Source organism: Paenibacillus silagei, assembly GCF_017874735.1.
In the GTDB taxonomy this organism is placed as follows: Bacteria; Bacillota; Bacilli; order Paenibacillales; family Paenibacillaceae; genus Paenibacillus_AQ; species Paenibacillus_AQ silagei.
The window spans coordinates 115,127-140,439 of record NZ_JAGGLV010000008.1 but is presented as its reverse complement, the minus strand read 5'-3'; the positions used below and the strand labels follow the sequence as shown (position 1 = coordinate 140,439).

Genomic DNA, 25,313 nt, shown 5'->3' with positions numbered 1-25,313 from the left:
TAAACATTTTTGTTTATAATGTCTAAGCTACAGTCCGGCTTTGACTTTGTCAACATTTTTATTTAAAATGTAGGGAGTGATATGGCTTTAGTAGCTGCAAAAAGGAGGAGCACCATGAGCCGGAATGAAATCAAAAAGGATGTCTCCACCAGTACCCGAAGAGCGATCATTGATCTGTTAAAGGAGCGTGGGGGCATGGATGTTATGACTCTCTCCTCTCAATTTTCGCTGTCTGGAATGGCTATTCGCCAACATTTGAATGCACTGAAGGAAGAAGGATTGGTTACGAATGTGGAAGAGGCACGTCCCATGGGCCGCCCCACCAAGCTGTGGATATTAACTCCCGCGGCTAATCGTTTTTTTCCAACCGGATATTCGGATTTATCCATCAGTCTCATTAATTCGATGAAAGAGGCATTTGGCAATGAAGGGCTGGACAAGCTGCTGGATGTTCGAAATAAAAAAATGCAGGCACAATATCTTCAGCATCTTGGCGCTGCATCGGATGTTAGAGAGAAATTGGAGAAGCTGGCCGAGATTCGAACGAATGAAGGTTATATGGCCGAGGTTAAGGAGCAGGAGGATGGCAGTCTTTTATTCATCGAAAAACATTGCCCGATCTGTGAAGCGGCGGCTGTATGTACCGGGTTATGCAAGAATGAGTTGCATTTATTTAAAACAGTTCTGGGCGATGATGTTCATATTGAACGGGGGGAGTACATTTTACAGGGAGGCAGAAACTGTATCTACACCGTTAGGCAACATAAGCCGTGACAACAAGAGCAACCTCACTTGGAGATTGCTCTTTGTTGTTATTTCAGGCTGTCTGCGTCCGATCCCATACAGCGGATTCCCGCAATATAGGTGTTAATCAGCCGGGTGAGAGTGACATTCAGGTCCAGCGGCATTCCAAATCCGCCCTGGTGCTCCAAGGTGGAGAATCCGTGCAGTATACTCCGCAGTCCACGGACGGCATGCAGATTGCCTTCCTCATCCAAGCCGAATGCGGATATCACCTGGATGATGAGCGACAGGATCTTCCCTCCCGCCGCTTCCAGAGCGGTGTCTCCTTGTTCGGGTGCTTTTAGCGTCGTCTGGTACAGCCCCGGGTGCGCTCTGGTGAATCCGATGTATGCCTGACTCATGGCATGTACTGCAGCCTCTCCGCTTAGCCCCTCCGTTGCCTCCGATATGACCTCATACAGCTGCTCCAGGCCATATACCGCCATCAGTGTACGCAGCCCCGCAAGCCCGTTGATGTGATTATAGAGTGACGGGGAACGGACACCCAGCTTCGCGGCAAGTGCAGCCAGCGTCACTGCTTCCATCCCGTATTCATCCGCCAGCTCTGCGGCAGCCAATACCAGCGTGTGCGTGTCCAGACCTGCTCTAGCCATGTACCCTCTCTCCTCCCTTTACTTGCCCTTCGGCCTCCGCAGCCGCCCGCTTCATCGCCTCTACCGGAGCTATAAGCAGATCACCATGTCCTACCGCCAGTACAGAAGGGGCAAGATCAATCAGCCTGTAGGCACTGACCAAGGCCTGTTCGGGGCTCCAAGTCGCCATAGCCGGAAAAGGAAACCAGGCGACCTTCTTGCCGGACACCGCCGTGGCCCGGAAGGTCTGGAACGCATCACCAACGATCAGCGCTCCACTGCGCCGGTCCTGGAAAGACATCGATCCCGGCGTATGTCCGGGAGTGCTGAACGCTGTCAGCGAGCCGATGCTGTCGCCGTCATGCAGCAGAATGTCGGGCCGGGTCACTATTTTGGCGGGTACACTGCCCTTAATAGGAGTCTGCAGCTCATCGGCTCTGAGCGAGCGGTCACCAGCCAACAATGCAGCATCCCGCTCCGAGATATAGACCTTAGCCTCCGGCACCTCCTTCTTCAAGGCATCAAGCGCCCCGACATGATCCATGTGGCCATGAGTCAAGATGATGCGGGTCAGCGGCTTACCTAGCTTGGCGGTCTGGCTTAGAATGCCTTTCAAACTGAAGGACATTCCCGCGTCAATAAGTGTAAGCTCCTGTTCTTCCTCGATTAAATAGCAATTCACTGGAAAAATACGCGGCAGCCACGTAAGCTGATGCAAATGGCCTTCTCTTGTTACTCTCATCGTAAAACCCTCCCCAAAACTAATATCATTAGTTAAAATATAAACTAATGATATTAGTTTTGCAAGAGATATTTACTCATCCGCAAGTGAACGGCTTAGGCAAAGACGGTGAGAACATACTAAAAGGAACATTGTGTTCGGTTTTTCGCCTACATGAGCCCGCGCATCCTCAGTCCTGCACATTGTGTTCTGTTTTTCGCCTACATTCTCGGTTTCCTACGCAATCAAAAAACACCACCCGTAATGGATGGTGTCCTGAAAGATCCGTGTTACTAGTGGTATCGATTTTGTCTATGCCCGTCTGTACTTGTCTCCCGATCAGCCAAACCGGCCCATGATATATTCCTGGGTCATCTGGTTTTCAGGGTTCGTGAAGACCTTCTCGGTCTTGTCGTATTCCACCAGGGAGCCAAGATAGAAGTAGGCGGTGTAATCCGAGATCCGTGCGGCCTGCTGCATGTTGTGGGTGACGATGACGATGCGCAGCTCTTCCTTCAGCTCCTTGATCAGCTCCTCCACCTTACCGGTTGATACCGGGTCAAGGGCCGAAGCCGGCTCATCAAGCAGCAGGATCTGCGGGTTGACCGACAGCGCCCGGGCGATACACAGACGCTGCTGCTGTCCGCCGGACAATGCCAGAGCAGAATCCTTCAAGCGGTCTTTGACCTCGTCCCACAGGGCGGCGCGGCGCAGGCTGCTCTCGACGATTTCATCCAGCGCCTGCTTGCCCTTGATGCCGTGATATTTCGGGCCGAAGGCGATATTGTCGTAGATCGATTTGTAGAACGGATTGGGCTTCTGCCAGACCATGCCGATCTTTTGCCGCAGCTTAATTACATCCGTGCCTGTAGCATTGATATCCACACCGTCAATCCAGATGCTGCCCTTGGTCGTAGAGCCGGAGATATCGTCATTCATCCGGTTCAGTGAACGGAGAAAGGTTGATTTCCCGCAGCCCGACGGGCCGATCAATGCGGTAACCGTATTCTGGGCAAAAGGAAGGCTAATCCCCTTCACCGCCTCATACGTCCCATAATAAATACTCAGATCCTCCGTTTGAAATGATTCGCGTACGACTGGCTCTGCTATTCCCATCCCTTACTCCTCCTAAAAGTTCTGATAGCTTACACGTTCTGACTCTTCTGCGCAAAACTCGCTTCGGAAGCCTGTGCCCTCCCTGTGTGTAACAAGCCTAGCTCATTCTCTTGGATGCAGTAAGCTTGCGGTAGATGAATCTGCCGAAGTAACGGGCAGCCAGATTGAAGATTAATACGGTCAGCACCAGGACGGCTGAAGCACCCGCTGCGATCTGAAGTGCATCCGGGGCCAGGCCCTCACTGTTGACCTTCCAGATGTGCACCGCCAGCGTCTCTGCGGGACGGAAAGGATTGAGCGGTGAAGACGGGCTAAGCGGATTCCAGTTGCTGAAGTCCAGGCGCGGGCTGCTCATCCCTGCCGTGAACATCAGCGCGGCTGCTTCACCGAACACACGGCCGGCCGACAAAATCGTGCCGGTAATAATAGTCGGCAACGCTACCGGCAGCAAGACCGAGGTAACGATCTTCCACTTGGACAATCCGAGCGCGAAGCCTGCCTCCTTCTGCTGCTTGGGCACCGTGCGGAAGGCTTGCTCCGTAATACGCACCATCAGCGGAAGGTTGAAGAAGGTTAACGCGAGCGCACCCGAGATCAGGGAGAACCCGAGATTGAAGGTGTTGACGATCAGCAAGAGACCGAACAGACCCACGATAATCGACGGGAAGGACGACAATACCTCCACGACCAGACGGATGAAGTTGGTCAGCTTGCCGGGGCGGGCATACTCTGCCATGAAGATTCCGGCACCCAGCCCCAGCGGCACGGTGATGATCAAGGTCAGCACCAGCAGGAACAATGAGTTGAACAGCTGCGGCCCGACGCCTCCGCCTGCGCGGATCTTTTGCGGCGCGGAGGTCAGGAAGTCCCAGCTAATATGATTGAAACCGCGGATCAGGATATATCCGAGTAAGCTAACCAGGATGGCTACGATCAGCAATGCAAAGGTAACGATAACGACAGTGGCTATTTTATTCGCAGTTCTCGGCTTCAAATTTTATTTCTCCTTTCGAGCATTCTCACCAGCAGGACGAATACGAAGGTCATCAGCATCAGCACCAGCGCCATACTCCACAGCGCATTGTTCTGCGGTGAACCCATCGTGGTATTCCCCATGCCCAGCGTAATTACACTGGTAAGGGTGGACGCGGACTCGAACAGGGAGTGAGGCACGAACGGCGCGTTACCGATAACCATCTGCACAGCAAGAGCCTCGCCGAAGGCGCGGGCCATGCCAAGCACTACACCCGTCATAATCGCCGGGAAGGTCGTCGGGAGAATAACCCGGGAGATCGTCTGCCAGCGTGTGGCACCGAGCGCAAAGGATGATTCTTTCAAGTTTTGCGGCAATGATGCAAGCGCGTCTGCAGCCACGCTGGTAATCGTCGGCAGAATCATGACCGACAGCACTAGCGCGCCTGCAGCCACCCCGATGCCCTGTCCGGGCAGCGTATCCCGCAGAAATGGAACAATGACGCTTAAGCCTACGAAGCCGTAGACAACGGATGGAATGCCTGACAGCAGCTCGATGACCGGCTGCAGCAGCTTTTTACCCCAGCCCGGCACAATCTCCGTCATGAAGAGCGCAGCGCAGATACTGAGCGGACTTGCGATAAGCGCAGCCAGCAGCGTGACCAGGAAGGAACCCGAGATGAACGGGAAGGCTCCGTACGAAGGTGTGTCTGCTTCAGGCGACCACTTCGTGCCGAACAGGAATTCAGAGACCTTGACCTCACCGCTCAAGAAATTGGCCACGCCTTTGGAGGCTACGAAATAGACCATGGATATAATGATGACAATGAGCAGCAGCACGCAAAAGGACATATAAATACGTCCGATTAAGTTTTCTATATGATGTTTTTCCAGCCGCTTATTTGTTGGTTGTCCCCTCAAGATGCTCCCTCTTTCTAAAGTGAAAAGAGAGGCAGAGTTTATCCGCCTCTAATCACATTAAAGTTGAAATCCAATCCTAACTGTGAACCGTTGAAGGTTATTTAGGTGTTACAGTACCTGCAACATCACGCGATACCTGCATTTTGGAAGCCGGGATGTAGCCAAGCTCGACCACGTCGCCAGTCTGTACTTCATCCGTCAGGAAGTAATCCAGGAACGCTTTTACAGTCTCATTAGGTTCACCGTTAGTGTACATGTGCTCGTAAGCCCATACAGGATATTTACCGGCCACTACGTTGTCTACTGAAGGCTCAACGCCGTCATAGTTTAATGTTTTCACGGAATCATCGAGGTAGGACAGGGCCAGATAACCGATAGCCCCCGGTGTTTCGCCGATCATTTTCTTAACTGTACCGGAGGAATCCTCTTGGATCGAGCCCTTCAGGTCCTCTGTCTTGGTGCCAAGAGCGAAGCTCTCGAAGGTAGCACGGGTACCTGAGCTTGCCGGACGGTTGATGATCTGGATGGCCTGGTCTGCACCGCCAACTTCTTTCCAGTTCGTGATTTTACCTGTGAAAATATCTACCAGCTGCTGCTTGGTCAAGCTGTCTACGCCTGCTGCCGGGTTGCTTACTGCTGCAATCGCTACAACCGCCACCTGATGATCCACCAGCTCAGCCGCCTTCGCAGCATCCTTCAGCTTCTCTTCAGCGAATACATCCGAGTTCCCGATATCGACTTGCTTCTCAGAGACCTGAGTCAAGCCTGTTCCGCTGCCGCCGCCCTGAACCTGAATGTCCACGCCAGCATTCGCATCCATGAATTTCTCAGCTACCTGCTCTACAAGCGGCTGAAGTGCTGTGGAGCCTGACGCCAGGACCGAACCGCTTAGCTTCGCACCGCTGCTGGATTCTGTGTTTGTAGCAGCCGGTGTATTCCCTCCGTTATTGGTTGTAGCCTTATTTCCCCCGTTGTTGCCGCATGCTGAAAGTGCCAGTACGCTTGTAAGAGTCAAAGCCATGATCCACGATTTTTTGAATTGCATTGTTTGTTTTCCTCCTAAAGGTTTTGTGAGTGTCTGCTGCGTTCCATCTGCTTCGTACAAAACTCACTCGGGAAGCATTATTGTGTGTCTATCAGCGTCTCTTCTGACTCTTCTTATTCTAGGGCCCGTTCGTTAGATAAAAGTACTGAGTTTGTAAACCGAAGGATAAAAGTTATAATATAAATTGTATATTTGAATAGATAAATTCTATATCGATACAACAATAGGGGTCTTTCTGCCCCATCCCGGAGGAATCTTCATGAACCTTGTAAAGCTGCAAATCCTAGTTCTCATCGAAAAATATAAAAAAGTAACGGATGTCGCCGCCGAGATGAACCTTAAGCAGCCTACCGTCTCCTTCCATATGAAAAGTCTGGAGAGTGAGCTTGGCGCTTCCCTCTTCCAGTACCGGAGCGGCCGCGTCCTGCTGACGGATGCCGGACGCGCCTTGTATCAGTATGCGGTCCGTATTGTCTCGCTGAGCGCCGAGGCCGAGCGGACGGTCAAACAGTTCACCTCGCTCGCCTCGGGGAATCTGGAGCTTACCGCCAGCGATATCCCTGCCAGTTATCTTGTGCCCAAACTGCTGTCCCAATTCACACAGCAATATGACGGGATCGATGTCTACTTATCCGTACTGCCAGATGATGCCATCCGGGAACGTCTGCGCAGCCGGGAGATTCAGCTCGCCGTGCTGCACAGTGCAGAGGGCCAAGACGATACCTTCCATACGCAGGTGATTGCTGAAGAGGAGACGGTGCTGGTCTTTGCGCCGGAGCATCCCTTTGCGGGGGAGCAGGAGCTGACCGCCCAAGCCGTAGCCCGCGAGCCTTGGGTGCAGCATGAAGCCGCCTCCTTCCTGCGCGGAATCTCCGACCAGTGGGCACAGCTTAATAACGTAAGGGTCTGGAACCATGCGGTACTGGGCTCGCCGGAGGCCGTCAAGGGGATGCTCTACACAGGGAGAATGGTGGGCGTGTTCTCCCGCTCCGGGATTGAGGGTGAAGTAGCAGCAGGCCGTCTGGCCTATGCCAAGCTGCCGGGAATGCTCCCGGCTGACGGGTCTTTTGTGCTGGCTTGGCGCAAGGATTATACACTGTCTCCGCTCCAGCAGGCTTTTGCCGGGATGGCAGCGGGTTCTGCACAAATAAACGGTATCCCCGGAGCGCCTGTGTAACTGCGCTAACGGGGATACCGTGTGGTGGTGAACCTTATTATCTTTTAACAGCAACCAGGGTGAAGGTCTTGGGAATTCCCTTATCGTACACATCCGACGACAGATTAGGCTCCTCCACCAGCTCTCTTATAACCAGTCCGCTGGCTGCGGCAGCAGTAACCAGCTCGCCCAGCGTCCAGCGCCGCCAGTAGACGACATTCGGCTTGTCCGCCTCCGGTGCTCCTCCTGAAGAAGGCATGTATTTGGAATAGGACACCTGCTTCTCTTCAAGCGCCGTATCGAAATAATCCCCGCTCACCTTATGCTTACGCACCTTGGCCGTCGACCCCTTGGAGGAGATCAGCTTGGTCGTTACCGGATGGAAATCCCGCAGTACGAACGTTCCGCCCGGTGCCAGCAAGCGGTAGGCCGTAGCCATGAACGGAGTCAAATCCGTAAAATAGTGAACAATCCCCATTTCGGCAAAAACCGTATCATAAGAGCCGTTAAGATGCGCTTCCGGCAGCTCCAGGACATCCGACACGATATAGTCAAGCTGCACTCCGGCCGCCTGCGCGAGTTCACCGGCATAACGGGCATTGGCCTCCGAGAAATCCGCGACAGTCACCTCAGCCCCCAGCAGCCCCAGTGCCACCGCCTTCATGCCGTTAGAGCCCATCAGGTTCATGATCCTCCGGCCCTTCACTTCACCGAGATAGGTATTCAGCGGATACAGCTTCCCCGCAGGGTCCTTCGACAGCTTCTCCGCAGCCTCCGCAGGGGTTCCGAACCGGCGGGTCCAGGCCGCATAGGTATCCTCATTCCACAGCTCCTCGCTTGTGGGTGCCCCCTCCTTATTGAAGCCATCCGGTTCATTCTGATTAGGTTCATTCATTGCTTTCGTTACCCCTTTATCTATGTTCTATAAAATGTAATCAAGTTTGCCTCACGGGTCTGTCGGCGAATAGCTAGGAAGCGTTCGGCAGAGACTGCCGGAGCTTCATAGCTTTCCTTCGCCCGGCATACAGATAGACACCCAGCCCGGCCATGACCAGCACGCCGCCCGCCCACTGCAGGCCGCTGAGCTGCTCACCCAGCAGCAGGAACGCTAGAATGCTCGCGCCGACAGGCTCTCCCAGGATATTCATGGAGACGGTAGTCGCCGATGTATATTGCAGCAGCCAGTTGAACAGGATATGGCCGAAGACGGTGGGTACCACCGCCAGCAGAACGAAGATGCCCCATTCCCGGGCCGGATAATCGAAGAACGGTGTGCCGGTCACGAGATTGTAGACGGCAAATACGGCGGCCGCAGCGATAAATACAATCAGGCTGTACAGATAGGACGGCATACGCGCCACCAGCTTTTGTCCAAGCAGCATATGTGCGGCTACCGCTACGGTTCCGCCAACCGACAGCATGTCGCCCTTCAGATTCTCAGCAGACAAGCCAATGTCTCCCCAGCCGATAAAAGTAACGCCGAAGATAGCAATCGCCATCCCCAGGATAGCAAAGATCGAGTTACGCTCTTTATACAGTATGTACGCACCGACCATAATGAATAACGGCTCCAGCGCCATAATCATCGTCGAGCTGGCCACCGAGGTATAATTCAGCGAACCCATCCACAACAGAAAATGCAAGGCAAGCATGACCCCGGACACGCCCAGCAGCAGCCAGTCCTTCCGCCGCAGCTGAAAGAGTGCCCCGCTATAGGGACGGGCGAACGGCAGCATCAGCAGCGAGGTGAACAGCAGGCGGTACATCCCTTGGACCGATACGGGCGCGGAGGACCATTTAATAAAGATGGAAGAAAACGAGATGGCCACAATTCCGATTACCATCAGGAGAGGCACGGCAACGGGCGGTTTATTGGTACGCATGACAGAACGCCCCTTCATAGGATGTAAGACTCATTATGTTAATTTAACGTAAATCGGCGAAAAAAGCAGCATTTTTTCATATTCAACGCAAAACAAAGGCACAGAACCGCCTCTGAGGGGTTCCATGCCTTATAGAAGCTCAGCTGACAGAGGCTACTCTCCCCTGTTACGGCTTAAGCACTACCTTGATACAGTCCTCTTCCTTCTCCTGAAATACCTTGTAGCCATGTTCTGCGCGGCTGATCGGCAGCCGGTGGGTGATAATATCTGTGGGATCGAACTTGTTCTCCTTAATCATCTTGTAGAGCTCAGGCATATAATGGATCACAGGAGCTTGGCCCATCTTCAGCGTGATATTGCGTTCGAATAGATGGCCCAGCGGGAACATATTGTAATTCAGGCCATAGACACCGATTAACTGAATGGTGCCGAACTTGCGGACCACCTCGGAGGCGATACGGAAAGCCCCCAGCGAACCGCCCTGCAGCATCAAGGCTGTCTCCACCTTCTCTACAACCGTCTTCTTGGCATCCAATCCCACGCAGTCGATCACCACATCCGCTCCGCCGCGTGTAATCTCCTTGAGATTCAGCTCTACATCCTTGGTCTGCTCAAAATTCACCGTCTCCACTTGATTCGTCAGCTTCGCATGCTGGAGCCGGTAATCGATATAGTCCACCGCGATGACACGGGATGCGCCTTTCATCCAGGCGAACTTCTGTGTCAGCAGGCCTACCGGGCCACAGCCAAGCACAATGACGGTATCACCGGGCTTCACACCGGCATTCTCGACGCCCCACCAGGCGGTCGGAACGATATCCGAGAGGAACAGCAGCTTCTCGTCTTCCATCTCAGCGTCCTCCGGGACGACAAACGGCCCGAAGTTGCCGTAAGGCACCCGGAGCAGCTCCGCCTGCCCTCCGGCGAATCCGCCGTATGAATCCGAATAGCCCAGGTAGCCACCGGTATCCTTCGCTTCATTCGCATGGTCACATTGGCTCTCCATCTCATGCTGGCAGAAGAAGCATTGCCCGCATGCTACATTGAACGGGACAATGACCCGGTCGCCCTTCTTGACCCTGGTAACCTCCGGGCCCACCTCTTCCACAATCCCCATCGGCTCATGTCCGATAATGTAGTCATCATGCATTCCCGGTATTTCTCCGTTATAGATATGCAGGTCAGATCCGCAAATAGCGGTTGTGGTTATGCGGACGAGGATGTCATCCTTCTTCTCCAGCCGCGCATCGGCGACCTCCTTCACTTCAACTTTCTTCTTTCCCTGATAAGTCACTGCCTTCATGGTATAGGTCACTCCTTCTGAAATGGGGCTGCTTGTTACACTATCTTATGTTATAGCCCCAAATCGTCCGGATTTATCCGTGCAGCAGCGGAGAATACATCATCAGCGCGTGGTTCTCGGCCACGGCTTCGTCTCCGGCAAGCTCTCCGCTATGCGTCAGCACTCTGCGCCGGATCGCGTTGCGCCGGATATATCCGCCCCACGGCTCCAGGCTGATGCGGTGCCCATCTTCATACACTTCGTAATGGTAGAGCTGCTGCCCGTTACAGCGCCATTCCCCGTGCAGATGGGTCTCATCCAGGTGCAGCTTAAGCTGATAAGCATGCTCTGTATCATTGCGCAGCTGGAGATCCAGATAATTATAGGCACAGGTAGCCCCGCTGCCAAAGGGCTGGGTCCGCTGCTCATCGGGAAAGACATCATAGCTGTGCCGGTGCCGTTCGGTAACGGTCAGCGGGGTATGCAGTGTCATCCAGTAGATCAGATTGGACAATTGGCAGAGCCCGCCGCCTGTGCCGGACCGGAACCCGCCATAATGGAGCACCATTCCGTCCAGGTAGCCTTTTCTCCGTGTGGGTTTGCCGATCCTGCGCCAATAGGAGAAGCTCTCGCCCGGTTGAATGACAAGCCCGTCCAGCTTCGCCACCGCGAGCCTCAGGTTCACAATTTTGTTGTGCTGAAGCTGCATATCCACATTGCGCAATTTGCGCAGCAGCGGGGTAGCATGGCTGGCCGCTTCGTACGGCAGAGCTTCACTGCACTGTTCTGCAGCCAGGCGTCCGCTGGCTGTGATCCATTTCCAGTATCTTTTCCAGGTGAAATACCGCTTCCCTGCAAATAGTCGAAGCTTGGAACGCCGGATGGGCTTCATGTTGCTGATTACCGAATTCATGGAATGATTTCCTCCCTCTCCCACATCATTGTTCAATTATAGTACAACTGAACCGGCCGGAGGCTACAATTCTGTCCCATTTCTATTACAGCAAAAGACCGGAACTCCCCTATAGCGGAAGCCCGGCCTTCAGTAACTCTATTCAGCTTCATCCCGGCAGCGAGCGCGGTTATTTCCCCCGCTTATTATGCCAGATTAATGCATGTAATTGCGGCAGCACCCGTGCACGGTTCATTTGCGGATCGGCAATCACCCGCTCGAACAGCCATTCCAGCCGCCCCAGCAGACGGCCTGAGATGTCACCTTCCTCGGTGACGTTATCGTTGCCCGGCTGCAGGAATAGCGGGACCTCAGGGTACCTGAAATGGACCTTGCGGGCATATTCATAATCCTCCTGGTTAAAAACAACCACCTTCAGGCTATGCGCAGCCTTGCCGTTATCAGCGACTCTATGCATAATCTCATCCAGCTTATCCCAGTCTGTCTGCATCCCGGAGCTGGGCGGCTTCGGGCTGATCGTCAGCACATCCACCTCATGGAACCACTCCTGCCAACGGCTGCCCTGCGTCTCAATCGCCGCCTGGATGCCCCGCTCGTGGAGGAGGGAGATGAATTCTCCCATCGCCTCCCCGATCAGCGCCGGGTTACCCCCGGAGATGGTGACACAATTGAAATTCTCCCCGGCCAGCTCCAGCAGCCCGGCGAGAATCTCCTGCGGCGTAAGCATTGTTACTTTATCCTTGGCCGAGCCGTCCCAGGTGAAGGCGGAATCGCACCAGCCGCAGCGGTAGTCGCAGCCGTAGGTGCGGACGAACATCGTTTTGACCCCGATGACCGCCCCTTCCCCCTGGATTGTCGGGCCGAACATTTCAATAACCGGGATTCTACTCATCATCGCAGCCTCCATACAGCCGGTAAGCCGGTCCCTCCTCGGGGATATCTGCTGCCAGCACCTCAGCCCAGGAGGTCGGAGTTTCCCATAGCTTGACCGAATACACCGGCAACGCCGCTTGCTTCAGCTCATAGGCAATGTAGGCAGACAGATTCTCTGCTGTGGTGCGGAAGGAGAGCATCGCTACCTTGGAGCCGGTCGCCTTCAGCGTCTCCAGCACAGGCTCATTGCCCATCGCCAGAAAAGCATGATCCAGCCGCCCAACTACCGCCTCCTGCACAGCCGCTTTAATATCGCTGAAATCGATGACGAACCCTTCATCCGACTGTCCTTCTAACGCGGACGGCACACCCTTCAGCACTACCTCCAGCCTGTAGGTATGCCCGTGCAGATTACTGCATTTCCCCTTGTGTCCGATGAGCTGATGGGCAGCGTCGAAGGTGAAAATTTTGCAGACGGCTACTTCGCCCCGCATTATACTCCCGCCTCCTGACGCTCTGCCTCATATTGCTCCAGACCCCGCTTACGCAGGAGACATGCCGGACAGGTGCCGCAGCCGCTGCCGATGATTCCGTTATAGCAGGTCAGGGTCTGCTCCCGCACATAATCGAACTGGCCCAGCTCGTCTGCCAGCTTCCAGGTTTGCTTTTTGTCCAGCCACATCAGCGGGGTATGAATGACGAACTCCACATCCATCGACAGATTAAGCGTGACATTCAGCGACTTCACGAACACATCGCGGCAGTCCGGGTATCCGCTGAAGTCCGTCTGGCAGACCCCGGTGATAATGTTGGAGTAGCCAAGCTGCTTCGCCAGAATGGCCGCGAAGGACAGGAACAGCAGATTACGTCCATCCACGAACGTGCTGGGCAGCTCTTCACCCTCGCCTGCGGTAATGTCAATATCTTCACGCGTCAAGGCGTTCGGAGCAAGCTGGTTCAGCAGCCCCAGGTCCAGAATATGCTGCTTCACGCCGAACCTTGCGGCTATCGCCTTGGCGACTTCAATCTCGGCCGCATGGCGCTGATTATAATTGAACGTGACCACCTGAACCTCCTGGAATTCCTGCAATGCCCACGCCAGGCAGGTAGTGCTGTCTTGGCCGCCGCTGAAGACGACTAATGCTTTTCTATTTACCATAATGATCTCTCCTCCTGATTGCTCTGTGAAGCTGGCTTCTGCGGATTAACGGTTGTCCACTTTCTCGGGATACAGATCATGATTCATCAGCCGGTGCTCGGCCATCGCCTCATATTTGGTTCCCGGACGCCCCCAGTTGCAGTAAGGATCGATGGAAATGCCGCCGCGCGGCGTGAATTTGCCCCACACTTCGATATAACGCGGCTCCATCAGCGAGATCAGATCATTCATAATAATGTTGACACAGTCCTCATGGAAATCCCCATGATTGCGGAAGCTGAACAGATAGAGCTTCAGTGACTTCGATTCCACCATTCGGATATCAGGAATGTACGAGATATACATCACCCCGAAATCCGGCTGACCGGTCACGGGACACAGGCTGGTGAACTCGGGACAGTTGAATTTGACGAAATAATCGCGGCCGGGATGCTTGTTATCGAACGCCTCCAGAATCCCCGGATCATAGCCGAACTTGTACTGCGTGCCTTGGTTGCCCAGCAGGGTAACCTCCTGCATTTCCTTTTGCATTCTGCCTTCTGACATGACAAAAAACCCCTCTCTTTTCCCTAGGCCCCTGGCCTGAACTGGAAAGAAGAACGAGATTTCGAAAACCTGGCTCTACTAAAAATAGCTTAGTTTTTTATAGAGGGAGTTCGCGAACCTCTCCTGCGCGCGGCGCAGATTCCTTCTTTATCTTGGTGCGTCTTGAACTATACCATGATTGCAGCAGGCTTGACAACCCTCACAGCTGATCCAGAATCAGCGAGCACAGCAGTCCCATCGCAGCGATGAACCCCGTGAGCGGCCCCCCTTCTTCGTAGGCTTCGGGCATCATGCTGGAGGACACCATAGCAATAATCCCTCCCCCGGCAAAAGAGGCAATCAGCGCTTCCGTATACCCGCTTGCGTGATCCATGAACTCATATCCCGCCCCTGAGGCCAGTGTGGAGATAGCGAGTACGCCGAGCCAGAGCAGCATAATCTTGCTTTTGCCATAGCCGTCCTGCTTCAGTCCAGCCGTGCTGGACAAGCCTTCGGGAATATTGCTGATGAAGATGGCAATGACCAGCAGTACGCTAACGCCTTGACCCGCAATGAGACTTGCGCCAATCATGATCGATTCAGGAATCGCATCCAGTACCGTTCCGGCAAAAATAGCCAGCCCTCCGCCCTTGGCATCGCTCTTCCCTGAAGAGGCTCTGGCTGAGCGCTTGCGTCCGGCTCCGCCTTTACGCGAGATCAGCCAGTCGAACACCGTGAACACCAGTGCTCCAGCGGTGAACCCGATAATCGTCGGGGCCAGTCCGCCGTCACTGGCCGAATCCTCTAGCAATTCATATGCCGCTGCGCCGATCAGGACACCGGTCCCGAACGCCATAATGAAGCCGATCAGCTTATTCGGAATCCGCAGGAATAAGGCCAAGAGTGCGCCAATCAAGACCGCCGAGCCGGAGACTGCGCCCCATAACAATGCGTTTCCCATCCGCTTCACCTTCTTATAAGATATTGGCATTATTACAATGCATAAGAATAGTTTACACACGAATGAAGAACGGCAAACACCTTGCATAGTTCAACTAATTTGCACGGATTCATTTGCATGGAAAGGGGTAACTTAGAATTAACAATCTCTATTAACCGAAGGATGGGATCATACGATGGAAGCAAACGTACAGAAGCTTATAGATTGGCTGGAAGCCCGCAAGGGTATAACACTGGTCATTGAAAAACGGGAGCTGGATGACCTGGACACCGTCCATTTCAAGCTGGAGACCGTTGACTACCGGAACGCTGACGATGTCATCGATGATTATCTGGACAGTGCGGTCATTCTGCGCGGGACAGGCAGTACCCTGAATGCAGATGGAGAGCTGGTGCCCCTGCCGCAGCCGGGATATGAGCTGGCAGTAAGCGGGCTGCAGCTTCATGAATTGTCCGAAGCCAAGGTGGATCTGCAAACGAGCCGGGCGAAATATTCACTGGCTGTAAGCTGATTATCCGGCGGCTCCGGCCGTAAGAATCTAAGGAGGGTGCAGTCCTAAGCCAACATTCCGGCTTAGGACTGCACCCTCTGTTTCCACAACTATCGCCTACAATTCTTCCCCGATAATCTCCACTTCCGTCTCCAGCTCCACATCGAACTTGTGCTTCACCGCTGAGCGTACATGCTGGATCAATCCGATATAATCGCTGGCCGTTGCATTGTCGGCGTTGATAATGAAGCCCGCATGCTTGCGTGAGACCTCTGCGCCTCCGATGCGCGTCCCCTGGAGTCCGCTCTCCTGAATCAGCTGCCCCGCGAACCGGCCCGGCGGCCGCTTGAATACACTGCCGCAGGACGGATACTCCAGCGGTTGCTTCGATTCCCGCAGATAGGTTAACTCATCCATGGACGCCTTAATCGCGGCTGGATCGCCTGGCAGAAGCTTGAATCTCGCCTCCAGCACAATATATTGTCCAGTGGCGAAGATGCTGCTGCGGTATCCCCATTGCAGCTGATCGCTGTGCAGGGTAAGGAGTTGCCCGTTCTGATCGATCACGAGCGCACTGTGCAGCACATCCTTCACTTCCCCGCCGTAGGCTCCAGCATTCATATATAGCGCCCCGCCTACCGTGCCGGGGATGCCGCAGGCGAATTCCAGACCGGTCAGCTTCTGCTCCAGCGCATAGCCCGAGACATCGATAATCTTCGCCCCGCACTGCGCATAGAGCAGCCCGTCACGGATGCCTATCCCGGACAGATCCGAGGTCTGGAGCACGATGCCGCGGATGCCTCCGTCCCGGATAATCACATTGGAGCCGTTGCCGAGAATCGTAAGCGGGATCTGATGATCCTGGGCATAAGCATAGATGCTCTGGATCTCTTCATATGTAACAGGAGCAGCCAAAATATCTGCTTCGCCGCCCATGCGGGTATAGACCAGATTCTTAAGGCTCTCCCGGCGTTTCAGTGAGCCTGCTGTAACAAGCGGCTGCAAATCCTCATATATGTTGTCAATATTCATTCTTCATGCTCCTAACTCTATAAACAAGATAATGTCGTGCTCGCTGCCGGTTAATTACGGCTTCAGCAACCACAACTTTAACAACGAACAGGCTCCCTTGTCAATGACAGGAGCCTGTTAAGAAGCTGCATACAGCATTATTATGTTTCGAAATTCCCAATTATACCCTATTCGCCAGCCGCTGCGCGCTCGGCACGGAATTCCTCCCGCCGTGCGGACCGCTCCTCTTCCTTCATCCGGGGGCAGGTATAACACAGTCGTCCGCCCTCAGTCCGGTAATACATACAGCAGCGGTTACGCAGCTGAACCGTCTGCTGCGGGTCCGTGAGCGATTCAATTCTCCGGACCTTCACCTGGAACGGATTCCGCGGCATCCCGAATACGGCAGCGGGCAGCTCATCCTTCAGATACGCGTAATCCTCCTCCAGCCGGCGAAGCAGGAGCGGATCTGTCAGTTCAGCAGCAAAGGCTTCCGCATAATAGTTGAATTTGGTCGGCAGCTGTCCCCAGATCTCCCCGGGCGAAAGTCCGCTCACCTGTGAAGCCATCCGGATCAGCGGCCCGGCTGTGTTCTGGTAGAAGCTGGTTAACGCCGCATTGCGCCAAGCCTTCCGGCCCGGCTCATCTGCCGGAGCTTGTACCATCCCCCATTCACGAAGCGAGAAGGCAATTCTGCAGTAGCCATCTGCCGGAACAAGATGCAGTTGAAGGTTCCGTAAGCTGAAGTCCGGTACGCACAAGAAGCCGGTCACGGAATACTGGACCGCGAGTGCCATAATGCTCAGATAACCGCCGAAGTACGCACCGGCCGCTTTATCGTCAAGCGCCTTCATCAGCGGCCGGTAAGCCTCCATGAAGGCCCTCATCCCGCCCTCCTCTGCCAGCTCAGCAGCAGCGAAGGAATACACGGCTCCGTCGGGCACCTCAAGATGGAGGTCAAATTTAGACTTATATTCTTGCCTCAGAAATTCATTCATGTTCCTCTCCTACAGCCCGGCAACTTTGTACGCAGCCAGCTCGTAAGGCAGACAGAGCGGCACACCTGTACGCGGATCAGGTACAATATCCGCCTCAATGCCGAATACCTCGCGCAGCACCGCCGGTGTCATTACCTCATTCGGAGCGCCTTCGCTGATCACATTACCGGATTTGATCGCTACCATATGCTGCGCGTAACGGGAGGCATGGTTCAAATCATGGACAACCATAATAATTGTCCGGCCTTCCTGCTCATTGAGCTTCTGCAGCAGCTGAAGCACCTCCAGCTGATGGGCCATATCCAGGAAGGTCGTCGGCTCGTCAAGGAACAGAATATCCGTCTGCTGGGCCAGCGCCATGGCGATCCAGGCCCGCTGCCGTTGTCCGCCGGAGAGACGGTCAATCGGCCGGTCACGGAATTCATTCATGCCGGTCAATTCAATCGCCTCGGCAATAATGCTGCGGTCTTCAGGCGTCAGGCTGCCGAAGCCCTTCTGATGCGGATACCGTCCATATCCTACCAGCTCAGATACCGTTAATCCGTCCGGGGCAGTAGGATTCTGCGGCAGAATCGCCAGCTGGCGGGCCACCTCTTTGGTGGAGAGATTGTGAATGGACTTCCCGTCAAGCATTACATTGCCGCTCTTCGGCTTCATGATCCGGGCCATTGTCTTCAGAATCGTGGACTTCCCCGAGCCGTTCGCCCCGACAAGCGCTGTAATCTTCCCTGTCGGAAGCGATAGATTCAGCCCCTTTACAATCATAGTCTCCGCATATCCGATGCTCAGCTGCTCTGTATTTAAACGTTCCGACATGATAAACACTCCTTAGATTTTTTAATATATACATCCCTGTACTACGCTTTCGATGTGGCCAAAAGATATAAAAAGTACGGTGCTCCAATAATCGCTACTACGATACCAGTTGGTACCTCCGCAGGCTGCAGGATCCAGCGACCGATCGTATCTGCCGTAAGCAGCAGCAGGGCTCCGATCAGGGCAGCCGCAGGCAGCAGGATCTGATGGCGCGGGCCGACCAGCCTGCGGGCCAGGTGCGGCGCAATTAGCCCGACAAAACCAATGCTGCCGCTTACCGATACACAGGCTCCTGCCAGCGCAACAGCCACAGCCAGCAGCCACCGCCGTTCCCGTTCGAGCGGCAGGCCCAGTCCCTTGGAGAGCTCATCGCCCAGATTCAGTACGTTGAGCACCCGGGCTTTGTAGAATGCGAAGGGCAGCAGGATCAATATCCAGGGCAGCAGGGCCAGCACAAACCGCCAGTCTCCGCCCCAGATTTTGCCGGCTAGCCAGATGGCTACGAACTGATAATTCTGCGGGTCGAGTCTTAATGACAAAATAAGCTGAAAAGCGTATATCCCGGCACCCACAGCAATCCCGATCAGGATCAGCCGTGTCGGCGAGAGCCCATCCTCCCTCCTGTAAGACAGGAAGTAGATCAGTGTTGCAGTAAGCGAGGCTCCTGCAAGCGCCAGTAGCGGAAGCACGAGGATCGGAGCTGCTGTAGTAGCCGGTACAAAGGAGATAAAGATCAGTACAGCGAATCCGGCTCCGGCATTGATCCCCAGGGTGGAAGGCTCAGCGAGAGCATTACGCGACAAGCCTTGCAGAATCACTCCGGCTACCGCGAAGCCTGCACCAATCAGCAAGGAGATCACGATGCGCGGCAGCCGGAAATCAAACAGAATCAGCTGCTGCTGCTTGGTGCCGTTGCCGGATAGGGTATGTAGAACTTCGAGCGGTGACAGACGCATTAAGCCGGTATTCATACTGACCAGAAACAGAATGACGATAAGCACAGCAAGCAGTGTCAGAATACCAGCCTCTCTGGAACGGCGCGGCTTGGCCGGGGGGAATGAGGTGGAACGGTTCATTTCAGCTCCCCCTTGCGTTTACTGGCCAGATAGATGAAGAACGGTACGCCGAATACTGCAATTAAGGCACCTATTGGTGTTTCGTATGGCGCATTAATCATCCTGGCCGCAATATCGGCCACCAGGACCAGAATGCTTCCAAGGACTGCGGAGCAGGGAATAATCCAGCGGTAGTCAACCCCAACGAGGTAACGCGTAATATGCGGAATCATTAATCCGACAAAAGCGATCGGCCCCACCGTGGAGACTGCCGCTCCGGCGAGGATGACGACAATAATCATCCCTGCAGTCTGTACCAGACCGGTGCGCTGTCCGAGACCTGCTGCAACATCCCTGCCCAGGCTCAGTAGCGTAATCGAACGCGACAACATCAGCGCACCGATCAGGGCCGCCGCGACCCAAGGAGATATTACCTGCAGCTGCTTCCAGCTCGCTCCGCCAATCCCCCCAGCCATCCAAAAGGCGATATCCTGGGAGAGGCTGAACAGGATAGCAATGCCCTGGCTGACCGCCAGCAGCATGGCGCTTACTGCCGCACCGGCGAGGGTCAGCCGAAGCGGGGTCAGTCCGCTATGGGAGAGCGATCCGATCCCGAATACCAGCAGTGAGGCTACAGCCGCTCCAAGAAAGCAGTACAGCATGATGTACGAGAAGGATAGTGTTGGCGCGAAGGCAAAAGCCAGGGCCAGTCCAACGCCCGCACCTGCATTAAGACCAAGCAGTCCGGAATCCGCCAGCGGGTTGCGGGTCATCCCCTGCATAATCGCACCGGCAACGGCAAAACATGCGCCGACCAGCGCTCCTGCGGCAGCCCGGGGAATCCGCAGCTCCCGGATGACCTGATGCTGGGGCAGCTCCGGATTGAACCGGAACACCGCCTCCCATACGGTAGCCAGCCGGATATCCGCCGCACCAACCGATACGGATACCATCAGGCCGAAGACAATCGCTGCTATTCCCAGCACCAGAATAACAGCAGCGGCAAGCGGCCGCGACCGGACAGATGTGTTCCCTTCAACAGAAGGAGCTTGTAGAGCAGAATCTGTGGATGAAGCCATATGCCGTCTCCTTATCAGGATTATTAGGGAAATATAGATGATTATGATTCTCATTATCGCAAAGATATGAATATTGTTCAACTTAAAAAAGAGGCAGGCTTCTATATCCTGAGGATATAAAAGCCTGCACAATTCTCCGGCCGGTAAAGACCTATTTCACAAAACTGCTCAGAATATCATCGATGGTCTTGGAATTGGCTATAGGGCCGCTATACAGCCAGCTGGTATCTTTGCCGAATTCATGAACATTCCCTGCCTTAACGGCCGGAATTCCCTTCCAGACTGCACCTTCTGTAATCTCAGCTCCGCTTGCCTTGTCACTATTCACCAGAATGATATGCTCTGCAGTCAGCTCAGATAATTTCTCCAGTGAAATCGGGTTCCACGGTGCTCTGGATTCTGCAGGAATGTCGGTCACGAGATTCGGGAGCTTCACTCCAAGATCGCCATACAATACCGCACCGCTGCTGCGGGTCTCATCTACAATGAAGAAATTCTTTGATACCAGCCACAGAACCGCTACTGAATCATCGCCGATTGCCGCTGAGACAGCCGCTTTGGCTGAAGCCGCTTTCTGGTCATAGTCTGCAATAGCCTTCTCCGCTTCCGGTGTCTTATTGAGCAGCTCACCGATCTTGAGCAAGGCTGCGCGCCAGTCACTGCTGACCTCATCGCCGAGTACATAGGTTGGTGCAATCTTATTCAGCTGGTCATAAAGACCATTCTGAACCGAGCCCTCCGACTGGACGATGTGAAAATCCGGCGTGAAGCTGGTGACGGCTTCAAGCGGCAGGTCATAGCTGATCGGCGGAACGTCCTTAAGCTCAGCGGCCAGGTAAGCCTGAGTACCATTCTTCGTAGACCACTGGGCAACCGGAGTCACGCCGAGTGCTACCAGATAATCCTCCAGATAAGAAGCAATTACACGCTGCGGATTAGCGGGAACGGTCACCTGATGTCCCATTGCATCCGTTACGGTCTTCTCCACAGCGGGTGCAGCAGTTGCTGCAGGTACCGCAGTGGCCTCCGCAGTCGCTTCTGCGGTTGCCGCAGGTGCGGTGCCTGCTCCACCGTTACTGCCTGCGTTGCTACTATTATTTCCGCAAGCGGACAGCAGCAGTGTTGTAGTCACAAGTCCGGCCACCGCCAGCTTCCCGCTTCTTGATCCTTGCAGGTTGAACGAAAACATTGAATACCCCTCCTGTATGTTACCCTCATGATTGGCAAAAGCTCTTTTACCTTCATCTTGTCTATACTGATGATATTGATTCTCATTCTCTATGTCAACCAATAACTTATAATAACGTAAAAACGGCCGCCTCCGCATTAAGCAGAAACAGCCGTCTTCATATACTCTTCTATATTATTTATGCAGATGGAAAGGAACCGTGGCGATGACAATGTCCTTCTGATTCATCAGATAAGAGCGGATGAACAAGCTGGTCTGATTATGCAGCACCGCCTGCCACCAGTGCTTGGTCACGAATTGCGGAATCAGGACGGTAATATGATCCGTTGAAGAGGTCTTCCACTCTACTGTATCGATGAACTTCACCAGCGGGCGGATAATGCTGCGGTAGCGGGAGCGCAGGACGATCAGGCGTACGCCGGGGTTCCACTCCTCCCACTTCTGCTCCATTTTGTGAATCTCTTCTTCATCGAAGCCTACATATACAGCGACCACATTATCTGTCAATGACTTCGCATAGCTGATCGAATGCAGTACAGCACGAGTCACACCGGCGACCGGAACGACTACGGTGCTTCCTTTGATACAAGGCTTATCGGTAGCCGGACAGATCCGCAGCTGATCGGCAATATTCATATAATGGCGGTGAATCCGGTGGAACACGATGATAACAGCCGGCAGGAAGATGAAGGCCATCCACACGCTGGAGAATTTAGTGATTATGAAAATCAGGGTGATCGTTAATGTAGTGAGCATCCCCACCGTATTGACGGCGAACTTGCTCTGCCAGCCTTTCGGCTTCGTTCTGTACCATTGGACCATCATGCCCAGCTGCGACAGCGTGAACGGAATGAATACCCCTACTGCATATAATGGAATGAGTCCTTCCGTATTCCCGTGAAACGCCGCCACCAGCACAGCCGACATGACACCGAGGAAAATAATACCGTTGGAGAAGCCCAGCCGGTCGCCGCGCACCATGAAGGCATGGGGCAGATATTTGTCTTTGGCGAACATGAACGCCAGCAGCGGGAAGGCCGAGTAAGCCGTATTGGCTGCCAGGAACAGGATAACCGCCGTAATCCCCTGAATGAAGAAGTACAGTCCGCCGCGGCCGAAGGTAGATTCGGTAATCTGTGAGACCACGGTGGCCTTCTCATCAGGCATGATACCGTACCAGTAAGCGAGCAGCGTAATACCTGTGAACATTACCCCGAGAATGAGGCCCATGAGCATCAGCGTTTTGGCTGCATTTTTCTCCGCGGGCGCTTTGAAGTTAGGAATGGCATTGGAGACCGCTTCTACCCCGGTCAGAGCCGAACAGCCGGAGCTGAAGGCCTTCAGCAGCAGGAACATACTCACGTTCGATACCGCCGAGCCGATCTCAGGAACATGGGCATGGGCGCCGCCGGTCATATATTTGAAGACCCCCGAGATGATGAGCACGAAGATGGAAACAACGAACAGATAGACCGGGATAGCAATGAAGGAGGCCGATTCGGTCACTCCCCGCAGGTTAACAATCGTTAAGAGCACGATAACAGATACCGCTATCAGAACACTATGATTATGCAGACTTGGAAAAGCTGAAGTGATTGCATCCGTCCCCGCCGAGGCGCTTACCGCCACCGTCAGAATGTAATCCACCAGCAGAGAGCCGCCGGCCAGTAAGCCGGTATGAACCCCTAGATTGCTTTTGGCGACAATATACGCGCCCCCGCCTTGGGGGTAAGCGAAGATCGTCTGCCGGTAGGACAGAATCAGAATAGCCAGCAGGCCCAATACGGCTAATGCAATTGGCAAGGAGTACCAGATAGCGGTGAACCCGGCGGCCACCAGTACAATCAGAATTTGTTCTGTTCCGTAGGCTACAGACGAGAGCGCATCAGAAGACAGGACAGCCAGTGCTTTCACCTTGGATAACTTTTCATGATCGAGTTCGTTCGACTTCATCGGACGCCCGATCAATAGTCGTTTTACCTTGCTTACCATTGTAGTAACAGTTCCTCTCTTGGTTAAGTTGAAACGGGTTTCCCTGCGCTGTTTTCATAAGTGGATTTCATAAATGCAGGCACCAAAATAAGCATACGGAAATGATCCGCATGCCTTAGTGTGCATGGTCATTATCCCACTAGTGGCTTACGAGGTTAGCTGGCGGATTCGGACTGTGGTAGCCCTACGGTTACAGGTCAAGTAGCCTGCTCCGATTCACCCCTTTTGGCCTTAGCCAAAGTGTGGTTCCCCCGTTTTTCCTTCCAGAAAATTCAGCGCATATTCAACTTCTCACAAGGACTAATATTAAGCTACAACACGTCTTCCGTAAAGCGTGGAAACAAATGAAAAAAGAATGAAAAGCACTCAAAACAACCAAATTCATCATCCGGTATGTCTTGATCTTTCATTCTCTTTCATTATCCCTTTACCACGTGATTTTACAGGGTTTTTGCATATTATTTTTTACTAAAATTAAGGGTATTCTCTTCTCTTCCTTCTGCCCGTCAGCTTCTTACTCCGCAGGCTCCTCTTTGCGTCCTGTCCAGAGCAGAATGGAGATTAAGGCAAAGGCTATAAGTGCAAGCAGAGGGATCGTTATAAATCCGAACCAGTTCAGATAATCCTTGTTGCACGGTACGCCGATGGTACAGGGAAGCACCTTGCTGAGCGCCGGAATTTTTTGCTCCGCATAATGATATATGGAGATGCTGCCGCCGATCAGACTAAGGGGAAGCACGTATGGAATGATCCGCTTGTCCGCCCGGTAGGTGGCGATCCCCAGCAGGAACAGCTGCGGATACATGAAGATCCGCTGGAACCAGCACAGCTTACAGGGCTCGTAATTTAGGACCTCACTGAGATACAGGCTTCCTGCTACAGCCACCACACAGACGAACCAGGCCAAGTAGAGACAGTTACGCCGGCAGAAGGCAGAGAAGGCGGTCATTGGGCGGTCCCTGCTCCCGCTGCTGCTGTTGCTGCCTGAATCTGGGCGTCAATCGCCTCCATATTGAAAGGCTCCTTCACCTTGATGCCGTTCACGTACAAGGAAGGCGTATTCGTTACGCCCGTATCGGTGCCAAGCTGAATATCCCGCTCCAGCTCGCTTACGTAGGTACGCTCGTCAATGTCCTTGCGCAGCAGGTCGTAATCCACCGGCAGCTCCAGCTGCTTGGCGAGACTCACCAGGAAGTCAGGTGTAGCCCATTCCTTCTCTTCATTCCCCTGATTGGCATAGATCGCATCGAAATACTTCCAGAACGCTTCCTGGTTCTGATGATAGACCGATAGCGCTGCCAGGGAGGCCGTTCTGGAATCCTTGCCGATGAAGGCCAGATTCACGAAATAGAAGGCTGCTTTATTCTGATCGACATAGCCCTGAACGATCTGCGGCTTGATCACACCGGTGAACTGGGCGCAAGCCGGACATTTGAAATCGCCGAATTCCACAATTTTGACCGGAGCATCCTCCTTGCCCAGCCGCATCATCTCACTGTAATTGAAGGCAACCGGTTTGCTGTCTGAGCCTGCAGGCGAAGAATCCTTGGAAGCAAGCATGAATAAGCCTACAAAAATAATAATGACGATGGCCACCGTACTCACGATCAGAATTCTCGTTTTCTGCTTCTGCTGCTCCTGCTCTGCCCTGCGCTTCTCCTGCTTGCTCATCTGGGGAGCCGTGACATTGTTCTTTTTTGTTTTGCTCAAAGAGAGTTCCTTTCCGTCCTCAGGACTATCGTGATAAAAGAATAGTTACTTTCAAATTATATAATGTTAA

At 53.8% G+C, this 25,313-nt stretch carries 27 protein-coding genes and 2 riboswitches; of the genes, 3 read left to right on the top strand and 24 right to left on the bottom strand.

Translation table 11 applies throughout. The features are described from left to right. Positions 1 to 114 precede the first annotated feature (114 nt). Positions 115 to 774 carry a helix-turn-helix transcriptional regulator gene (locus J2Z70_RS14055; RefSeq protein WP_209873881.1) on the top strand — a complete coding sequence of 220 codons (660 nt, stop codon included), beginning with the start codon at positions 115 to 117 and terminating at the stop codon, positions 772 to 774. Between the two features lie 38 nt (positions 775 to 812). On the opposite strand, the gene J2Z70_RS14050 is transcribed toward J2Z70_RS14055, so the two are convergent. The 6 genes from J2Z70_RS14050 to J2Z70_RS14025 all read right to left on the bottom strand — a co-directional run bounded on the left by J2Z70_RS14050 (position 813) and on the right by J2Z70_RS14025 (position 6,151). After that, the gene (locus J2Z70_RS14050) at positions 813 to 1,397 is read right to left on the bottom strand and encodes a TetR/AcrR family transcriptional regulator (RefSeq protein ID WP_209873878.1); all 585 of its coding nucleotides are present in this window, start codon (positions 1,395 to 1,397) and stop codon (positions 813 to 815) included. Continuing rightward, positions 1,390 to 2,118 (bottom strand): MBL fold metallo-hydrolase, encoded by a 729-nt coding sequence (locus J2Z70_RS14045; RefSeq protein ID WP_209873874.1) that lies wholly within the window; start codon positions 2,116 to 2,118, stop codon positions 1,390 to 1,392. The genes J2Z70_RS14050 and J2Z70_RS14045 overlap by 8 nt, the downstream gene beginning before the upstream one ends. 318 nt (positions 2,119 to 2,436) lie before the next feature. After that, complete coding sequence (gene pstB, locus J2Z70_RS14040; RefSeq protein WP_036695365.1) at positions 2,437 to 3,213, bottom strand: phosphate ABC transporter ATP-binding protein PstB; 777 nt, start codon at positions 3,211 to 3,213, stop codon at positions 2,437 to 2,439. Positions 3,214 to 3,310: 97 nt separating this feature from the next. Next, positions 3,311 to 4,207 carry a phosphate ABC transporter permease PstA gene (gene pstA / locus J2Z70_RS14035; RefSeq protein ID WP_036726586.1) on the bottom strand — a complete coding sequence of 299 codons (897 nt, stop codon included), beginning with the start codon at positions 4,205 to 4,207 and terminating at the stop codon, positions 3,311 to 3,313. Further along, positions 4,204 to 5,106 carry a phosphate ABC transporter permease subunit PstC gene (gene pstC / locus J2Z70_RS14030; protein WP_209873872.1) on the bottom strand — a complete coding sequence of 301 codons (903 nt, stop codon included), beginning with the start codon at positions 5,104 to 5,106 and terminating at the stop codon, positions 4,204 to 4,206. Before pstC ends, pstA begins: the two co-directional genes overlap by 4 nt. A 97-nt stretch (positions 5,107 to 5,203) precedes the next feature. Continuing rightward, positions 5,204 to 6,151, bottom strand: a complete 948-nt coding sequence (locus J2Z70_RS14025; protein ID WP_209873870.1) for a phosphate ABC transporter substrate-binding protein PstS family protein — start codon at positions 6,149 to 6,151, stop codon at positions 5,204 to 5,206. A 259-nt stretch (positions 6,152 to 6,410) separates the two neighbouring features. Between J2Z70_RS14025 and J2Z70_RS14020 the strand changes: the two genes are divergently transcribed. Beyond that, entirely contained in the window at positions 6,411 to 7,328 is a 918-nt protein-coding gene (locus J2Z70_RS14020) for a LysR family transcriptional regulator (protein WP_209873867.1), read from the top strand. A 37-nt stretch (positions 7,329 to 7,365) separates the two neighbouring features. Here the strand turns inward: J2Z70_RS14020 and J2Z70_RS14015 are convergent, their stop codons facing one another. From J2Z70_RS14015 to J2Z70_RS13975, 9 genes are all read right to left on the bottom strand, one after another. Beyond that, entirely contained in the window at positions 7,366 to 8,202 is an 837-nt protein-coding gene (locus tag J2Z70_RS14015) for a class I SAM-dependent methyltransferase (protein WP_209873865.1), read from the bottom strand. Positions 8,203 to 8,275: 73 nt separating this feature from the next. Beyond that, the gene (locus tag J2Z70_RS14010; protein ID WP_209873862.1) at positions 8,276 to 9,190 is read right to left on the bottom strand and encodes a DMT family transporter; all 915 of its coding nucleotides are present in this window, start codon (positions 9,188 to 9,190) and stop codon (positions 8,276 to 8,278) included. A 166-nt stretch (positions 9,191 to 9,356) separates the two neighbouring features. Then, the gene (locus J2Z70_RS14005) at positions 9,357 to 10,493 is read right to left on the bottom strand and encodes a zinc-dependent alcohol dehydrogenase (RefSeq protein WP_036726578.1); all 1,137 of its coding nucleotides are present in this window, start codon (positions 10,491 to 10,493) and stop codon (positions 9,357 to 9,359) included. 73 nt (positions 10,494 to 10,566) lie between these two features. Then, entirely contained in the window at positions 10,567 to 11,385 is an 819-nt protein-coding gene (locus J2Z70_RS14000; protein WP_209873860.1) for a VanW family protein, read from the bottom strand. Between the two features lie 169 nt (positions 11,386 to 11,554). Beyond that, positions 11,555 to 12,277 (bottom strand): 7-carboxy-7-deazaguanine synthase QueE, encoded by a 723-nt coding sequence (gene queE, locus J2Z70_RS13995; protein ID WP_209874194.1) that lies wholly within the window; start codon positions 12,275 to 12,277, stop codon positions 11,555 to 11,557. Further along, positions 12,270 to 12,752 carry a 6-pyruvoyl trahydropterin synthase family protein gene (locus J2Z70_RS13990; protein WP_209873856.1) on the bottom strand — a complete coding sequence of 161 codons (483 nt, stop codon included), beginning with the start codon at positions 12,750 to 12,752 and terminating at the stop codon, positions 12,270 to 12,272. Before J2Z70_RS13990 ends, queE begins: the two co-directional genes overlap by 8 nt. Continuing rightward, on the bottom strand, positions 12,752 to 13,417 hold the full coding sequence (queC, locus tag J2Z70_RS13985; protein WP_209873853.1) for a 7-cyano-7-deazaguanine synthase QueC: 666 nt from the start codon (positions 13,415 to 13,417) through the stop codon (positions 12,752 to 12,754). The genes J2Z70_RS13990 and queC overlap by 1 nt, the downstream gene beginning before the upstream one ends. A gap of 45 nt (positions 13,418 to 13,462) precedes the next feature. Then, complete coding sequence (gene queF / locus J2Z70_RS13980; RefSeq protein WP_209873850.1) at positions 13,463 to 13,963, bottom strand: preQ(1) synthase; 501 nt, start codon at positions 13,961 to 13,963, stop codon at positions 13,463 to 13,465. 83 nt (positions 13,964 to 14,046) lie between these two features. After that, positions 14,047 to 14,090, bottom strand: a riboswitch (PreQ1 riboswitch). Positions 14,091 to 14,162: 72 nt separating this feature from the next. Further along, positions 14,163 to 14,903 carry a ZIP family metal transporter gene (locus tag J2Z70_RS13975; RefSeq protein ID WP_209873845.1) on the bottom strand — a complete coding sequence of 247 codons (741 nt, stop codon included), beginning with the start codon at positions 14,901 to 14,903 and terminating at the stop codon, positions 14,163 to 14,165. A 175-nt stretch (positions 14,904 to 15,078) separates the two neighbouring features. Here J2Z70_RS13975 and ymzB point away from each other — a divergent pair, with 175 nt between their 5' ends. Then, on the top strand, positions 15,079 to 15,414 hold the full coding sequence (ymzB, locus tag J2Z70_RS13970; RefSeq protein WP_209873842.1) for a protein YmzB: 336 nt from the start codon (positions 15,079 to 15,081) through the stop codon (positions 15,412 to 15,414). A gap of 96 nt (positions 15,415 to 15,510) precedes the next feature. On the opposite strand, the gene murB is transcribed toward ymzB, so the two are convergent. The 9 genes from murB to J2Z70_RS13925 all read right to left on the bottom strand — a co-directional run bounded on the left by murB (position 15,511) and on the right by J2Z70_RS13925 (position 25,243). Next, the gene (gene murB, locus J2Z70_RS13965; protein ID WP_209873839.1) at positions 15,511 to 16,425 is read right to left on the bottom strand and encodes a UDP-N-acetylmuramate dehydrogenase; all 915 of its coding nucleotides are present in this window, start codon (positions 16,423 to 16,425) and stop codon (positions 15,511 to 15,513) included. Between the two features lie 167 nt (positions 16,426 to 16,592). Continuing rightward, positions 16,593 to 17,402, bottom strand: a complete 810-nt coding sequence (locus J2Z70_RS13960) for a (2Fe-2S)-binding protein (RefSeq protein ID WP_209873837.1) — start codon at positions 17,400 to 17,402, stop codon at positions 16,593 to 16,595. 9 nt (positions 17,403 to 17,411) lie between these two features. Next, positions 17,412 to 18,218, bottom strand: a complete 807-nt coding sequence (locus J2Z70_RS13955) for an ABC transporter ATP-binding protein (RefSeq protein ID WP_036726562.1) — start codon at positions 18,216 to 18,218, stop codon at positions 17,412 to 17,414. A gap of 41 nt (positions 18,219 to 18,259) precedes the next feature. Then, the gene (locus J2Z70_RS13950; RefSeq protein ID WP_209873834.1) at positions 18,260 to 19,294 is read right to left on the bottom strand and encodes a FecCD family ABC transporter permease; all 1,035 of its coding nucleotides are present in this window, start codon (positions 19,292 to 19,294) and stop codon (positions 18,260 to 18,262) included. Beyond that, positions 19,291 to 20,352 carry a FecCD family ABC transporter permease gene (locus J2Z70_RS13945; protein WP_209873831.1) on the bottom strand — a complete coding sequence of 354 codons (1,062 nt, stop codon included), beginning with the start codon at positions 20,350 to 20,352 and terminating at the stop codon, positions 19,291 to 19,293. The genes J2Z70_RS13950 and J2Z70_RS13945 overlap by 4 nt, the downstream gene beginning before the upstream one ends. 151 nt (positions 20,353 to 20,503) lie before the next feature. Next, entirely contained in the window at positions 20,504 to 21,541 is a 1,038-nt protein-coding gene (locus J2Z70_RS13940) for an ABC transporter substrate-binding protein (protein ID WP_209873828.1), read from the bottom strand. A 174-nt stretch (positions 21,542 to 21,715) separates the two neighbouring features. Beyond that, positions 21,716 to 23,533, bottom strand: a complete 1,818-nt coding sequence (locus J2Z70_RS13935) for an APC family permease (RefSeq protein ID WP_209873826.1) — start codon at positions 23,531 to 23,533, stop codon at positions 21,716 to 21,718. A gap of 128 nt (positions 23,534 to 23,661) precedes the next feature. Further along, positions 23,662 to 23,821: riboswitch (cyclic di-AMP (ydaO/yuaA leader) on the bottom strand. A 226-nt stretch (positions 23,822 to 24,047) separates the two neighbouring features. Continuing rightward, on the bottom strand, positions 24,048 to 24,482 hold the full coding sequence (locus J2Z70_RS13930) for a disulfide oxidoreductase (RefSeq protein ID WP_209873824.1): 435 nt from the start codon (positions 24,480 to 24,482) through the stop codon (positions 24,048 to 24,050). After that, positions 24,479 to 25,243 carry a DsbA family protein gene (locus J2Z70_RS13925; protein ID WP_209873822.1) on the bottom strand — a complete coding sequence of 255 codons (765 nt, stop codon included), beginning with the start codon at positions 25,241 to 25,243 and terminating at the stop codon, positions 24,479 to 24,481. Before J2Z70_RS13925 ends, J2Z70_RS13930 begins: the two co-directional genes overlap by 4 nt. Positions 25,244 to 25,313: the final 70 nt, after the last annotated feature.